The organism is Paenibacillus sp. BIHB 4019 (genome assembly GCF_002741035.1).
In the GTDB taxonomy this organism is placed as follows: Bacteria; Bacillota; Bacilli; order Paenibacillales; family Paenibacillaceae; genus Pristimantibacillus.
The window spans coordinates 5,791,777-5,805,421 of the sequence record NZ_CP016808.1; the positions used below are offsets into that span (position 1 = coordinate 5,791,777).

Genomic DNA, 13,645 nt, shown 5'->3' on the forward strand with positions numbered 1-13,645 from the left:
CCAGCGGTCACCTCCCGTAATGGTACAGCAAGCCGCACCGGGAACAGACGGGCATCAGTCCGCATGATAGCAGCTCCCGATGGTTTCCGTACTTGTCGCCATGCCAGATCTCTTCAGGAGAAGCCTCGTGCAGACTCCCTACAACAAGCTCAGGGAAGAACTTGCATGGAGTCGCTTGCCCGTTCGGCAGCACGTCCATCCGCGTCGATATAGCCAGACATTTCGTCCGGTTCATTCCTGCTTGCGGCTCCCCTCTAATGAAGCTATCCACTTCATTCTCCTCAAGCGCAGGCATAAATCGAACGCGGCTCGCCCATACCTGTTGCGAGATTCGGCGGACTTCTTCTTTCAAAGCCTCGATTCGATCCGGAGTAATACGGTATGTGAACGAATGCCAACTGCAACTGCCCATCCTTATGGAATCCAGCCACTCCATGCGCCTGGCGTAGAAGTCATCCATCGACGAGGCCGATTCAGGAGAAATGTACCAGGGATAGACGAGATAGATGGAGTCAACGCCCATTTCTGAAAAGTGCTTAATAAAGTCAAAGAGCTTTGGTATCATATTGTCGTTCATCGTCAAACTAACGGAAACACGGCCCTTGTATATTTGTTTCCGTTGTAGTTCCAGAAGCGTCTCGATGGCCGATACGACCTTCCGCCAGGTTCCCTTCCCGCGGATTTTATCATTTTCAATTTCGAATCCTTCCAGACTGGCCAATACAACAAGCCCTTCGCCGATCTTCAATAGCGAGTCTAGCTTCTGCTCCAGCAACACCGCGTTGGTACAGATCGTCGTCGTCCTCTGGTCCGCTTCCAGCATATTTGCTATTTCATCGAACCGGCTGTAATAGAGCGGCTCTCCTCCCCACAAATACACCTTTGATTTTTTGGGCTTTGTGAAGGCGAGCAGACGTTCAACCAACACCGGATCAATCTCCCTGACCTGCTCCGATTTTTCCATGTTCCAATGAAATCCGTCTTCGTTCCACTCGTAGCAATGCTTGCACCTCAGATTGCATCCGTTGTTCAGCTTAATTCCAATGTCCTCCGGTATATCGAGCGCATAGCGTGGATTATCCGCTATTCTGCGACTCGCCCGGGACATGTTCATAATCGTGCGTTTCATGTCACTGAACAACTGCTCGTCAAACGTTCGATTCGTTTTCGGCTGCATATAGATTCCCTCCATATTCAATCGTGCTCGCTCTTGCTTGGAGTAAGTTTTCGTGTATGCGGACAAGTGGTTCAAAGGCATATCCCTGAGTCTTCCAATCGTCGTACCAGATGCCGAGTCCCCGCTCGATCCAGTATCGTGCATTGCTTTCCTCATGCTTGGCGAAGGGCTCTAGAAAAATGAACGGCGTGGCTGATTCCAATGACTCGAATAGCGAGTAGCCGCCTGGTTTGCTAATGATCGCCATGGAATTGCGGATAATATCAAACAGCGGCGGATAATCATCTCGCCGGGAATAAACGACGGGATAACCGGAGTCGATTCGCCCGAGCGGCGGAAAACCGTGAACCCCTCGCCCATCCTTAAGCCACGGGCTCCAATTTGGATCGTTCATATAATAGCGGACGTTCTCGCTCATTTCGATATCGTTATCGAAATAAGCCAGTACATTAAGCTGCATGCCGCCAGCGAGCATTTCCCGGCATGCTCGTTTATAAGTGCCGATTCCCCATCCGCCGCCATGAAGCGTGAAGCGCTGCTCGCGTTCCGCAAGCGGAATCGCAGATTGCTCCGTAATCGATAGAGTCATCGCCATCTGGCTGCAGGACGTGTCGAAGAAACGGATTTTTCGATAAAAGTCACCTATCAATTCGCGGTACACGACATAGGATACCGATATGCCTGCGTCCAGATGAAGCAAGTCAACCTTTAGGCCGCCAGAGCCATGACGTTCGCGATATTGATTCAGAACTGGCAGCCAAAATCCGGTTGTCGCGATAAACGAGTTTCGCCCTTCCCGCTCCCATTCATCGAGCAGCTGCTCCACCTTTAGCGGATCGAAGCTGCCGGAAATGTCATGGGCGAATTCGGCGCTTTTTTTAGCCAAGTTGAAGTCGTTGTGAAACGCTTTTCGGTAAGCCGGAACCTTATTTTTAATAGAATCCCTATAGAAGTTTTCTAGGACGCATATTTCGGAGCGAATTCCCTGCGCGTCAAGCCGGCGCGATAATTGCACAGCCGGCACATAAGCGCCTAGCGAATTGCCCGATCCCAGCAGCGTAACAACTCCCTTTGGATTATTCATAGATTCGGGCACCTCGTTCTTGCAGGATCCGCTTCGCCTCGTCGTACAATCGTTCTCGCTCCCCGGTATCTTCGGCAATTACCGTTACATACAATCTTCCCTTATACCAATGGGCATCATCGCTTGGAATAGACGATTGAGCCGAAACCGCGGCGATGGATAGCGCTGCCGATGATAGAGGAATGATGCCGTCCCCTCGGCGGTTGGGGAACAATGCTTCGCGTCCTCGGAGTGCCAAAAGCAGATCCTCGTAGTCTATGATGTCGCGATAGCCGAATGAGATGAAGGTTAGCGCGCCTCTCCGCCGAAGCGTCCGGTCCAGCCGATGATTAATCAGCCCCATCGAAATGCGGGCATTAATCTCGACGACAGGCACCAATGTACCGTCCGCGAGCAGCATGGAGTCGACGCATACATGTCCGAAATAACCCGCTGTAGAGAGGCTGTCCGCTACAAGCTCCATCGCATCAAAATAATCTCGCTTTTTTAAGGCTTCCCGGCCCTCTTCATCCATTGATCTGGAGCCGGCATATGCCAATTGGCGGTTGACCATTTCCTGTACGCCATGCCATTGAACAGAGCCGCCAGAGGATAATTCGAACTGGCAAGAGAAATCGCTCGCGACGTCGAGGAACGGCTCGAGAAGAAATCGGGTGACTTTGCCCCCTTCCTCCTGCTTCCGCAGGTACGCAACGACCGCGTCCAGGTTATAGGCGGAGCGGACAAGCAAATTCCCTTTGCCTGAGACCCCATAAGGATCCTTGATTAATATGGCGGCGTGATAACGGAGAAGCTCATGGCCTTGTACCGCCAAATCATCAGATCCATCTATCGGGTGGCTGAAGCTTGTCAGACCGAGCTTATTTGACAAGCTGGCCGAATACAGCTTTGAATTGACCAGCCTAACCTTGTCGTACAGGGGCAGCTTCTCTTCCAAGCCAATCGAAGCGCAGAACTGCTGCGTATCGGCAAGGATGGAATAAGGCAATGCCCGACTGTACGATCTCAGCTTATCCGCCGTTTCGCTCACGCCGGCTGCGTGCGGCTCGAACGCAAAACCTAGCTTGCGCAAGTAGTACAATTGCGCCTCTTCGATCGGATACCGCGTAAGAAGGCCGTCTTGGGGGGCACACAAAGGAAACAGCAGCTCATCCATGCACGACACGATTAGCGATCGATCGAAATCCCTTATGGCCGGCAGCTTGCTGGATGCATCGTCCCTCCACAGCGACTCGGAGTCAAAAGTTCCGAACACGAGCGTTTTATCCAACTCGCGGTTCCATTCCTTCCAAAAAATGCATGAACGCCTCGACCGATAATAGATACTTGAAGTCGAGGTCCTCATATGAAATCTCGACCCGAAAAACGTCCTCGACCATGAGAATAAACTGAATCATTTGCAGGGAATCAATTCCGATTTCATTGATCAGGTCCGATTTCAACGTAATGGTATCTCGCAGCGTTTCGTCTTCTTTTACAGTTGCTAGAATGTCTTTTATTTTCTCGATCATTGCGATTCCTCCAATTTTAAGATTGGCATTTGAGAAAATTTAAATATAATAGAATTTAATTCATATTTTTCTAAAGGAGCTGCATCTGGTATGAAGCATCTATTTCTATCTCCCCACCTGGACGACGCTGTCATTTCTTGCGGGGATTACATCGATCACCTCGTCCAAACAGGCGATGCCGTGACCATCATGACGATTTATACGGGAGCGGCCGAACAGCTGTCCATGCTGGCCAAAATCATGCATAAGAAATTCGGTCTGCGCGATCAGAATGTCATGGAAGTTCGGCTCCGCGAAGATCAAGAAGCGTGCTTCCTGCTTGGTGCCGACACCATACATATAGGTTTGCCGGAATGTCTCTACAGGGTTGATGAAGAGGGCCAACCGGTATACAGCAAGCTGCAGCAGCTGTTCGCAACCGCCACTTCCGCCGAACCTAGGGCTGGCAAGATCATCCGCGCTGCGCTTTCCGATATGGACTTTTCGCCATACGACCGCATTTATATTCCTTTGGGCATCGGAAGGCATATCGATCATCTTCTTGTCCGGGAAGCAGCGGAATACATAACCGAGCAATCCGGGCAAGCTTTAAAGCTAATGTATTACCGTGATTTGCCGTACTTTTTTTACGGGACAGACCCTCATTGGAGGAGCGAGATCGCGCAAGGCATGCAGGAAATCCGTTTTACGCTTCCGGCCGTCTCACTCAGAAACAAGCTGTCCGCTATTGAACAATATGGCTCTCAGCTCCGTATGCTATGGACATCCCGGTTCCTCATGTTAAGACATATGGTTGTTCATGCTCGCTCTTTCGAGGACTCCCGCATGCGCATGCCGGAAGGGACGTACGCTTTCCCCCTATATACCCGGGCTCCGTGAACGTTCCTTTTCGTTGGCAAGCCTCCCTACCTCGCTTGCCAAGTCCCCAATCGTTGTCCACTTGCTGCCATGCCCAAGCAACTCGTCTGGCAAAATAATGTCATATTCCTTTTCTATCGCGACTACAAGCTCTATGACCCGTATCGATTCCAGCATCGGCCATAACAGCGAGAGCGGCAAATCTTGTTGAATGGTTTCTTTTACCTCTTCATTTTCAATCATGGATCGGATTTTATTAAGAATGGATTCGGTAATCGTTGCTATTTTGATCATGGCTCAACTCCCTTCCTCCTTACGCTTTTTTCAGTTATGCTCACAGCATCCTCAGCATTGTAGTAAGCGTCTTTTTCTCCCGATCCGAAATTTCGCCGAGCAGCGTTCCAGCTTTTTTCATAAATTCGCGATTGCCGGCCACCCTTGCTTTGACGACTAGGTTCCTTGCCAGAAATGCCAAATTCGCTATGATTTCGTATTCACCGTACAGCTCTTCATAATGATTCAGATATCCGTATTGCCCCATATATTCGATCCTTTTGAGCATAAGCTTCTTATGATCGTAAATGACGTGGAATGGTTTGTAGTCCGGTTCCCATTCGCCAGCTGCCGCCTTAATCGCGTCCTCCGCCAGCGCTTCGTACACATCTAACCCGAATGCGCATCGCCGATCGCTTCCGAGGCTGAAGCTGCTGGAGCAGGCCAGAAACTCCTGAATAAGTCTCCTCACGAGCTCGATGTTAAATTCGTAGCGGGCATCGCGAAAGCTGAAAAGTGCCACGCCGCCGCGACCGCCCATTAGCCAATCCCATTCGTCGTTTACTGCTTCATAGGCCATTCTCAACTGTGCAAAAGACACTTTCTCGAATGAATACTTCCCTTTGAATGTAAAATCCGCAACATAAAAGACCTCTTCGTCCATGTCGTACCCATAAATAAACGTATCATGCTGAAAGTGGTCGATTCCGTCCAGAAAGACGCTTTGTTCGACTACAGTGTAAATATAGTTGCCTCGATCGATACAGCCGCAAAAAAACGTTACAGGATCATCTGCGATCAAACGGACCGTCTCTCGCTTAAGCAACTGCTGGTATATCCATGGAGACAGATGAGGAAAGGTCCCGAATTCCACGGTCGGAGCGCGGTAAAACTCGATCTGGGAAGCCGTGGGATCGAAAGTCATTTGAAGCTGGATATAATTGCTCATGATCCACGGCGTGGACTGCGGATAATTGGACAGCACCGCTAATAGGTTGGCGTGCCATTGCCAAGACGTCACATCGGGATACTGCATAGGCAACACTTTCGCTACCATGAAACGTCAGCCCCCGCTTTCCAGATCCCACTTGTCTAAACTCAGCTCGCACTCTCCGTCCGACTCGAACACGATCCCGGTGCTGTTGCCGGAGGGGTAGATGGTGGCGCTCATCGTACGTACACCACCATCCAAAAACACCTCGACGCTTGCACGATCGAGAAATACCCGCAGCGATAAAACGCCATCGCGCAGTTCGATAGGTACGGAACGCTTGCCATTCACGCCTGCTTCTTCGGGAGGCGTAGATATGCTTCGACCGCTGTTCGAACGATCAAGCGTGAATGTCCCCTCAGCCGAATCGTAGTACAACCGTGTTTCTTCTTCCTCGCCTTTACGAACCTTCAGCCCAAATCGGGCTGCCTTCTTAGGTGTGAAAGAAATGAGCAGTTCCAGACAGTGACCTTCCACGCCTTCTGCCTTTGCTGTGCCATTTAGCAAAGTCTCGAATCGGATGTGATTTTTCCGATAAGCTTCAACTTCTCGTATCGGCTGCTGAATGAGACGGCTGCCTTCCACCTTCAATTCCCGGGGCAGCGTCATCATGCCGGACCATCCGTGTCCCCATTCATCCACTGGAATGGAACGCCCCCATGCTTGCATCCATCCAATGACAATTCTTCTGCCCTTGTCGTCGATAAGCGTTTGCGGGGCATAAAAGTCGAACCCGTAATCCAGTTCCTCGCTTGAAGAGGGCTGGAATTGCCCCGTCTCCCGGTTAAAGTCGCCGATCATATACATGACGGAATCCCGATTGTGATGGCGATACCCGTCTCTCTCCACGCCTTGAGGAGAAATAATCAGCACATGCCTGCCGTCCAGCGGGAAGAAATCAGGGCATTCCCACATATGGCCGAGGCTTGGGTTACCCTTCAGTAACAACCCCACATAGGTCCAATTCTTCAAATTCGCGGACCGATATAAAAGAATTTGCCCCACATGCTCCGCGGCACGACTTCCAATTACCGCGTAATAGAAATCGCCATCCTTCCATAGCTTAGGATCTCTAAAATCCTGAGGCAATGCTCCTTCAGGCAGCTGATCAGAGGTCAATACTGGATTTTCAGCAATCTTGTCATATTGCATACCATCCCCGATAGCAATGCACTGGGTTTGCCTAGTCAACGAACCATCCTGCGAATGTGGTTGTACATGACCGGTATACATGATGACATGTTTTCCATTATCCTCGATGGCGCTTCCCGAAAAACAACCGCTGATGTCGTATGCCTGATCCGGTGCAAGAGCGACGGGGAGATGACTCCATTCCATTAGATCCCTGCTTACCGCATGCCCCCAATGCATGGGGCCATTTTTCGAGCTGTAAGGATGATATTGATAAAATAAATGGTATTGGCCGTTGTAAAACGAACATCCATTCGGGTCATTGATCCAGCCGATTTCAGCGGAAAAGTGATAGGATGGTTTGTACTGTTCGTTTGCAGCATGTTTGTTCGCTTGAATATATTCGTTCGCGTTTTTCGTAGAGAAAGCCATAGTGTTCACCGCTTTTCGATGGATTTGCTTAAGTCGTCCGTCTTAATCGCCGATCGGCCGCGCTTTGCGGTATGCTAATCGTACGGTTCTCCCCCTTTCCCTCACGAGTTACCAAAGAAAATAAACACGAGTCAAGAAATATATTGAATACGTATTCATGTTTGCAAGCACTTTCATTTACAGGTTAGCACCCCGCATTTTTCTTGTCAACGCACTAAAACGAAGTTTAAGTTGGACTTTTTTTCTTGATTTCTTTCACTATTTTAAGATTGATGTAAGCTAAGTGTTTATGGTAATCTCTTCTTCTCTATAAAACCCTTTCTGCTTAGAGGAATAGATATTAAATTAAATTCACAAAATCAGAATACGATTTCTTGTCAAGTTAATTAGATTCAGAATATATTCTTATTGGTATTCAGAGAATATTCTTATTCGACATTTTTTGTGATATAGTAAGTCTGAAAGGAGTTTGCCTCAATGGAAAAATTGACGATGAAGGAAATCGCCAAAAGGGCGAAAGTGTCTCAACCTACCGTCTCCAGAGTCATCAACGGGCATAAAGGCGTTAGCGAGGAAATCGTTAATGTCGTTAATAAAGTCATTGAAGAAGCTGGATATATTCCCAACAAAGCTGCTCAGTCATTGAAGAAAAGCAGTACGAATATCATCGGCATATGCGTAAAGGAAATCTATAATCCTTATTTTGTCGAGATCATCCATTCGTTGGAGCTTGAATCGAGGAAAAACGGTTACAGCATTTTGCTGCACAATTCAAATTTCAATCCGGTTACGGAATGGGAAAATATTCAAAACTTTATTTCCCGTCAAGTAGACGGTATGATCATTGTCCCGACTGGCGATTTTAACTTGGAGCGAATTTCGAAGCTGGAAACGCCCGCCGTTGTGATTACACAAAATTATAAATTCATCGATAGCGTTGGACTCAATCACCTACAAGCAGGCAAACTGGCCGGGGAACGATTTATTCATTCGGGGCATCAGACATTCGGGTATATTGGAGCGGAGCAAGACGGAGAGAAGTTTTACGGGTTCGTAAATGTACTGCAAGAGAATGGATTCGAATTCCAGTCATCAAACTTCATTCAAGTTTCTGAATCGTCCAATAGTACCTACTTGATACGCAGAGATATCGAGAAATATTTAGATTATCCAGAAAATCATAAATTCACATGCATTTTTGCTGAAAACGATATTATGGCTCTTGAATTTATGAGAGCTGCTCAGGAAAAACAGATACGAATTCCTGAAGAAATAAGTATCATTGGTTTTGACGATACGTATTTGTCTAAAATCATGGAAATCTCAAGCATCCATCAACCGATTGGCGACATGGCAAAAACCACTTTCGAGGTATTAATGAACCGAATGAATCAAAAACTGTCCTCCAGTTTAGTTAATATTTTAATGGAGCCCACGCTAATCGAAAGGAAAAGCTCGAAAATACGGCGGAGTTAAGACTACCCTCCTGTACTTAAACAACATCCAACAAACGGTGTACCTGCTAAGGGCAGAGAGCATTCTGCCTCTGCGGTTTCCACACAATCACTCCTGCATACTAAAACATGACATATATTATAAAGTTATATATAGTAAGCATAGGTATCCATGCGTTTGCTTAGACAAAAAAATTACTGTCAACGGAATAGCCATAGTATTTAACCTCACTTTAATTAACAGGATTGATTCATTATTGTTGAGGAGGAAATAAGTTTTCTCTATCAAAATAAACAGACATGATGATATCATCATGTCTGTTTATTTTTTATATTCTTTTATACGCTGAATCGCCAAAAAACTTCGACTGTAATCCTGATTATGCTACTGCGCTTACCTTTTATGAAACAGCCCCTCGTTTAGGACGGCTGTCAGTTTAACATTGAAATGGTTGAAAAATGAGCTGAGAAAAATGATACAAATCGTTTTTCCATACCGGCCAATCATGGCCTCCGCTCTCCTCGTACCAAATATGAGGCACATTTTGCCGGTCCAAATACGCATGTGTCTGGTCGCTGACATATTTTAGATTATCCAAAACTCCGCATGAAAGCCAAAGCAGCTTGAGTTTCGCAGTTGTTTCCTCAGGATTCGGCACTAGCTGCTCAGGCGCCTTCGTATTAGGAGCGGAAGAGAAACCGCCAATCCATGCAAAATGGTCAAGATTCCCTAACCCGATATTAAGCGATTGCCCTCCTCCCATAGATAAACCGGCAAGCGCGCGATTCTCTCTTCCGATCTGAACCCAATAGTTTGATTCTATATATGGAATGATCTCATGTAACAATTCGGATTCAAAGTCCTCGAATGCTTGCAGCTTGTCGGTATCGAATAGGTTTCCCTCCGCTCGATCATTCGGCATTGCCCGACCGTTTGGCATGACCACGATCATAGGCGCAAGCTTGCTTGCTGCATATAAATTATCAAGTATAACTTGCGGATTGCCGTGATGGTACCATTCCGTTTCATCCCCGCCAATACCGTGCAATAGATAGAGTACGTTATACCGTTGATTATCTGAATATCCGGGCGGGGTGTAAATCATCATTTTGCGCGAGTTGCCTACCTTCGCAGAGAAATATTCAAACGTGTCTATTTTCCCACGAGCTATGTTATCCCCATATTGGTCATATCCTGCTGGTGCGGTATTCAATATTAAATGATATTTATCCATGTTCATTATCTTCCTTTCCTGAATGGAAGTGCTTCACTGCCAACAGTGTATTACTTCCATTCAGTGCTAACAACCTGTTGATTCATACTTCTTTCTCATACCCCAAAGTAGAAATTGGCGGGGCATACTCCCATAATCCGACAGGTTGCCGTCGACCATTGTCTAGTAGTAAGCTCATTTTGTAAACGCATACATTTACTTCCATTCCGAAACAAGATCCCCAAGAAGAAAGTATTGCCCGCTCCACCCTGCCTTATTACTATCATGATTTGCATAAATCAAACAAAATAAAGGAGATGTAACGAATGAGTAAGAAGACATTCAGTTTAGGAGTCAAGATTATGCTGCTTCTCGCATTAGTGATGTCGCCGATGTTGCTAAACGGAAAGCCGGTAGAAGCGTGGGTTGGCATGCCAATGTCCAAGCTCCATGTTAGTGGCAATCAGCTGGTGAACACCAACGGTCAGCCCGTATTGCTCAGCGGGTGGCATCAGCCTTCCGGTGCTTACTGGACATACCAGAACAGCAACTACTATTTGAATCAGAACGGCGGGAATCGGCATGCAGCTATTCTGGCCTATTTGAAGGATATTACCGATACCTTTACGAGCACTTCCGCCAAATACGGCAACAACCATGGATGGTATATGAATCAGGTCCGTCTATTCATTGACCGGGAAGACATGGGAGACGTTGCAGCGGGTACCTATAACTTTGCTGGATTGCAGGCGGTTACCCAAAACGTAATCATCCCTTACATCAACTATGCCAAGACCAAAGGGCTTTATGTTACACTCGGCCTCGATTTCACATTGAATAACAACCAAGCGACAACGCCCGACAATCTTGCAAAATTCAATCAGATCTGGGGCTACCTAGCTGACCAGCCGGGCATTAAGAGCGCGGATAACGTCATGTTCGAATTAATCAACGAGCCTGTTCTATCCGATGTTAACGGTGTTTGGGGCGGACATCCTTCCCAGTCCAATTTCGTTGCGTACTGGAACTCGCTCAAAAACTTCCAAAATGCAATGATCTCCACAATCCGCAGTAAAGGGGCAGATAACGTTGTCTGGGCGGCGGGGCTCGGCTGGGATCAATACTATCAATTGTGCGCAGCGTACCCGCTGACGGATCCACTGAACAATATCGGTTATTCGGTCCATTGGTATCCAGGCTATGGTGCCAATGACAATTATGCGCTGTTACAGCAGCAGTGGGATACCAATATTAAGCCTTGCGCTGATAATTATCCAATCAATATTACAGAAACAACCTGGTTTAAAACACAACCCGGAGACTCCTCCTATTGGGAGCTGTTTAACGGCTCAAACGAAGGATTTGGCAAAAACACTAAAGCGATCTTCACAGCGGCAGGCAATGTGAGCATTGCCGTCCATATGAACGGATTTTTGCTGAATTCCGGCACGAGAAGCTCGTTCGCAGACCCGACAGCCGGTTTGCTGTATGATGGCAATACCGCCCGCGATGGCATGGCCCGCTTTATTTTTGAATGGTATTATGAACGGGCGCAGTTAAATCCCTGGAATGGTGTCTGGAATGGAGTGACGAATGGTGCGACGTACAAGCTTGTGAACCGTGCATCGGGCAAAATACTTGAGGTGCCGGGCGGGCAAAACACGAATGCGCTGCAGCTTCAACAGTGGACGGACAATAACACGACGGCTCAGCGCTGGGTCGTTACGGATCAAGGAACCTACAACAACTATTACGAATTGCGGAGCGTGAGCTCATCCGATAATAAAGTCATGGATGTTCGTAACGGAACAAAAAATAACGAGGAAGCGATTCAGCTTATGCAGAATCTCTCTAATACAGCACAACAGTTTCGATTGATCAAGCTGAGTAACGGATACTGGAGCATTCTTAACGTGAACAGCAACAAAGCAGTCGAAGTATTGGGATCCTCCACGGCAGATGGAGCGAAGATCCAACAAAATTTATACCGCGGCGATCTGAATCAGCAATGGCAGTTGGTTCAGATTAATTAGCTGAGCCTATTAGACAAAAACGCTGTGAAATTGGAAGGGCAAATCCATTACGGACTATGCCCTTTCTTTTGCTTAGTATGAGCTAATAGCAGGTTAAAATAGTATCATTAAGTTCACTTGCCTGATCTTAAGCACCTAGTTGCCGTCGCTCACCGAAGGATAATCTGCTCCCGACTAGGCCCTACAGATACCGTCGTGATCGCGACTCCGATCTCCGACTCGATGAATTCGACATACCCCCTTGCCGCTTCCGGTAAATCTTCCATTTTAGTCACCTGCGAGATATCGGACTTCCAGCCCGGAAGCCGCTTATATACAGGTTTGGCCGAGGATAACTTCTGTGGGAAGAGGAATTCGTCCGCGACCTCCCCCTCCGTCTCATATCCTACGCATATCGGTATCTCATCCAGGTAACCTAGAACATCCAAGTTGGTAAGGGCGACGGAGGTTGCGCCTTGGATCCTGCAGCCATAACGCGTCGCGACCGCATCAAACCATCCGACCCTTCGCGGCCGGCCTGTCACCACTCCATATTCGCCGGCATCTCCCCCGCGGCTTCGAAGCTTCTCGGCCTCCTCCCCCTCCAGCTCTGCAACGAAAGGACCGGCGCCGACGCAGCTGGAGTAAGCCTTAGTAACCGCAACTATCTTCTCGATCGCATACGGCGGAAGCCCTGCACCGACCGACGCGTATCCGGCAAGCGTAGATGAGGAAGTGGTGAACGGATAAATGCCGTGATCCGGATCACGCAGAGCCCCAAGCTGTCCCTCAAGCAAAATTCCTTCTCCATTTCGATATGCCTTATGCAACAACGATGTGGTGTCGCACAGGTAAGGCGCTATGGCTTCCGCCTGCTCGCTTAGCTTGGATAACCAGTCCTCCACCTTAATGCAAGACTGTCCGTAAAGATGCTCAAGCACAATGTTCTTGCTCTCCAATAAATGCTCCAACCGTTCACGAAGATGATCTTCAGCGAACAACTCGGAAATTTGAATTCCGAGCTTCGCGTATTTATCGGCATAGAAAGGAGCAATGCCGCGTTTGGTCGAACCGAAGCTGCGTGTTCCCAATCGATTTTCTTCAAGCTCATCGAGCATCCGATGCACTGGCAATACAATTTGAGCCCGCTCCGAAATACGTAATTGAGGACTCGGAATCCCTCTTACCGTTAAGGATTCCAATTCTTGCAGCAGCACATCGATATCCACCGCTACTCCCGGGCCGATAACGTTTACGACATTCGGATAGAAAACCCCTGAAGGAAGCATCCGCAGCGCGAATTTGCCGAAAGGGTTGATAATCGTATGCCCCGCGTTGCTCCCGCCTTGGTACCTCACCACATAGGAAGAATCGGCCGCCATCACGTCTGTCATTTTTCCCTTGCCCTCGTCTCCCCAATTCGCACCTACAATTGCTGTTATCGTCATATCCTTGACCTCCGACCCTAATTTGCTTACAGAGCTAATGATAATGGAAGTAAAGTGTAT

The 13,645-nt window shown here is 47.9% G+C and carries 12 protein-coding genes; 3 read left to right on the forward strand and 9 right to left on the reverse strand.

All coding sequences use genetic code 11. The annotated features are described in order from the left end of the window. Positions 1 to 7: 7 nt before the first annotated feature. Genes BBD42_RS25235 through BBD42_RS25250 form a run of 4 tightly spaced genes read right to left on the reverse strand, consistent with a single transcriptional unit; the run spans position 8 to position 3,772 of the window. Positions 8 to 1,177, reverse strand: coding sequence for a radical SAM protein (locus BBD42_RS25235; RefSeq protein WP_099520399.1), 1,170 nt, complete (start codon positions 1,175 to 1,177; stop codon positions 8 to 10). Beyond that, entirely contained in the window at positions 1,149 to 2,261 is a 1,113-nt protein-coding gene (locus tag BBD42_RS25240; RefSeq protein ID WP_099520400.1) for a hypothetical protein, read from the reverse strand. Before BBD42_RS25240 ends, BBD42_RS25235 begins: the two co-directional genes overlap by 29 nt. Further along, positions 2,254 to 3,531 (reverse strand): ATP-grasp domain-containing protein, encoded by a 1,278-nt coding sequence (locus tag BBD42_RS25245; protein WP_099520401.1) that lies wholly within the window; start codon positions 3,529 to 3,531, stop codon positions 2,254 to 2,256. Before BBD42_RS25245 ends, BBD42_RS25240 begins: the two co-directional genes overlap by 8 nt. After that, positions 3,524 to 3,772, reverse strand: coding sequence for an acyl carrier protein (locus BBD42_RS25250; RefSeq protein ID WP_099520402.1), 249 nt, complete (start codon positions 3,770 to 3,772; stop codon positions 3,524 to 3,526). The genes BBD42_RS25245 and BBD42_RS25250 overlap by 8 nt, the downstream gene beginning before the upstream one ends. A gap of 90 nt (positions 3,773 to 3,862) precedes the next feature. Here BBD42_RS25250 and BBD42_RS25255 point away from each other — a divergent pair, with 90 nt between their 5' ends. Continuing rightward, on the forward strand, positions 3,863 to 4,651 hold the full coding sequence (locus BBD42_RS25255; RefSeq protein WP_099520403.1) for a PIG-L deacetylase family protein: 789 nt from the start codon (positions 3,863 to 3,865) through the stop codon (positions 4,649 to 4,651). On the opposite strand, the gene BBD42_RS25260 is transcribed toward BBD42_RS25255, so the two are convergent. The 3 genes from BBD42_RS25260 to BBD42_RS25270 are packed head-to-tail and all read right to left on the reverse strand — an operon-like array spanning position 4,631 to position 7,457. Next, positions 4,631 to 4,924 (reverse strand): acyl carrier protein, encoded by a 294-nt coding sequence (locus BBD42_RS25260; RefSeq protein ID WP_099520404.1) that lies wholly within the window; start codon positions 4,922 to 4,924, stop codon positions 4,631 to 4,633. The genes BBD42_RS25255 and BBD42_RS25260 overlap by 21 nt on opposite strands. Before the next feature lie 40 nt (positions 4,925 to 4,964). Beyond that, positions 4,965 to 5,960, reverse strand: a complete 996-nt coding sequence (locus BBD42_RS25265; protein WP_099520405.1) for a hypothetical protein — start codon at positions 5,958 to 5,960, stop codon at positions 4,965 to 4,967. Positions 5,961 to 5,966: 6 nt separating this feature from the next. Next, a complete protein-coding gene (locus tag BBD42_RS25270) occupies positions 5,967 to 7,457 on the reverse strand; it encodes a glycoside hydrolase family 32 protein (RefSeq protein WP_099520406.1) in 1,491 nt (496 codons plus the stop codon). 477 nt (positions 7,458 to 7,934) lie between these two features. Here BBD42_RS25270 and BBD42_RS25275 point away from each other — a divergent pair, with 477 nt between their 5' ends. Next, on the forward strand, positions 7,935 to 8,933 hold the full coding sequence (locus BBD42_RS25275; protein ID WP_099520407.1) for a LacI family DNA-binding transcriptional regulator: 999 nt from the start codon (positions 7,935 to 7,937) through the stop codon (positions 8,931 to 8,933). A 415-nt stretch (positions 8,934 to 9,348) separates the two neighbouring features. Here the strand turns inward: BBD42_RS25275 and BBD42_RS25280 are convergent, their stop codons facing one another. Next, entirely contained in the window at positions 9,349 to 10,146 is a 798-nt protein-coding gene (locus BBD42_RS25280; RefSeq protein WP_237163227.1) for an alpha/beta hydrolase, read from the reverse strand. Positions 10,147 to 10,451: 305 nt separating this feature from the next. Here BBD42_RS25280 and BBD42_RS25285 point away from each other — a divergent pair, with 305 nt between their 5' ends. Next, positions 10,452 to 12,158, forward strand: coding sequence for an RICIN domain-containing protein (locus BBD42_RS25285; protein ID WP_099520409.1), 1,707 nt, complete (start codon positions 10,452 to 10,454; stop codon positions 12,156 to 12,158). A 149-nt stretch (positions 12,159 to 12,307) separates the two neighbouring features. Here the strand turns inward: BBD42_RS25285 and BBD42_RS25290 are convergent, their stop codons facing one another. After that, the gene (locus BBD42_RS25290; protein WP_099520410.1) at positions 12,308 to 13,585 is read right to left on the reverse strand and encodes an adenylosuccinate synthase; all 1,278 of its coding nucleotides are present in this window, start codon (positions 13,583 to 13,585) and stop codon (positions 12,308 to 12,310) included. Between the last annotated feature and the right edge of the window lie 60 nt (positions 13,586 to 13,645).

Coding starts and splice junctions, on each gene's coding strand:
- BBD42_RS25275 (WP_099520407.1), top strand. CDS start 7,935: ATGGAAAAATTGACGATGAAGGAAATCGCCAAAAGGGCGAAAGTGTCT.
- BBD42_RS25290 (WP_099520410.1), bottom strand. CDS start 13,585: ATGACGATAACAGCAATTGTAGGTGCGAATTGGGGAGACGAGGGCAAG.
- BBD42_RS25285 (WP_099520409.1), top strand. CDS start 10,452: ATGAGTAAGAAGACATTCAGTTTAGGAGTCAAGATTATGCTGCTTCTC.
- BBD42_RS25265 (WP_099520405.1), bottom strand. CDS start 5,960: ATGGTAGCGAAAGTGTTGCCTATGCAGTATCCCGATGTGACGTCTTGG.
- BBD42_RS25260 (WP_099520404.1), bottom strand. CDS start 4,924: ATGATCAAAATAGCAACGATTACCGAATCCATTCTTAATAAAATCCGA.
- BBD42_RS25280 (WP_237163227.1), bottom strand. CDS start 10,146: ATGGATAAATATCATTTAATATTGAATACCGCACCAGCAGGATATGAC.
- BBD42_RS25235 (WP_099520399.1), bottom strand. CDS start 1,177: ATGCAGCCGAAAACGAATCGAACGTTTGACGAGCAGTTGTTCAGTGAC.
- BBD42_RS25250 (WP_099520402.1), bottom strand. CDS start 3,772: ATGATCGAGAAAATAAAAGACATTCTAGCAACTGTAAAAGAAGACGAA.
- BBD42_RS25240 (WP_099520400.1), bottom strand. CDS start 2,261: ATGAATAATCCAAAGGGAGTTGTTACGCTGCTGGGATCGGGCAATTCG.
- BBD42_RS25255 (WP_099520403.1), top strand. CDS start 3,863: ATGAAGCATCTATTTCTATCTCCCCACCTGGACGACGCTGTCATTTCT.
- BBD42_RS25270 (WP_099520406.1), bottom strand. CDS start 7,457: ATGGCTTTCTCTACGAAAAACGCGAACGAATATATTCAAGCGAACAAA.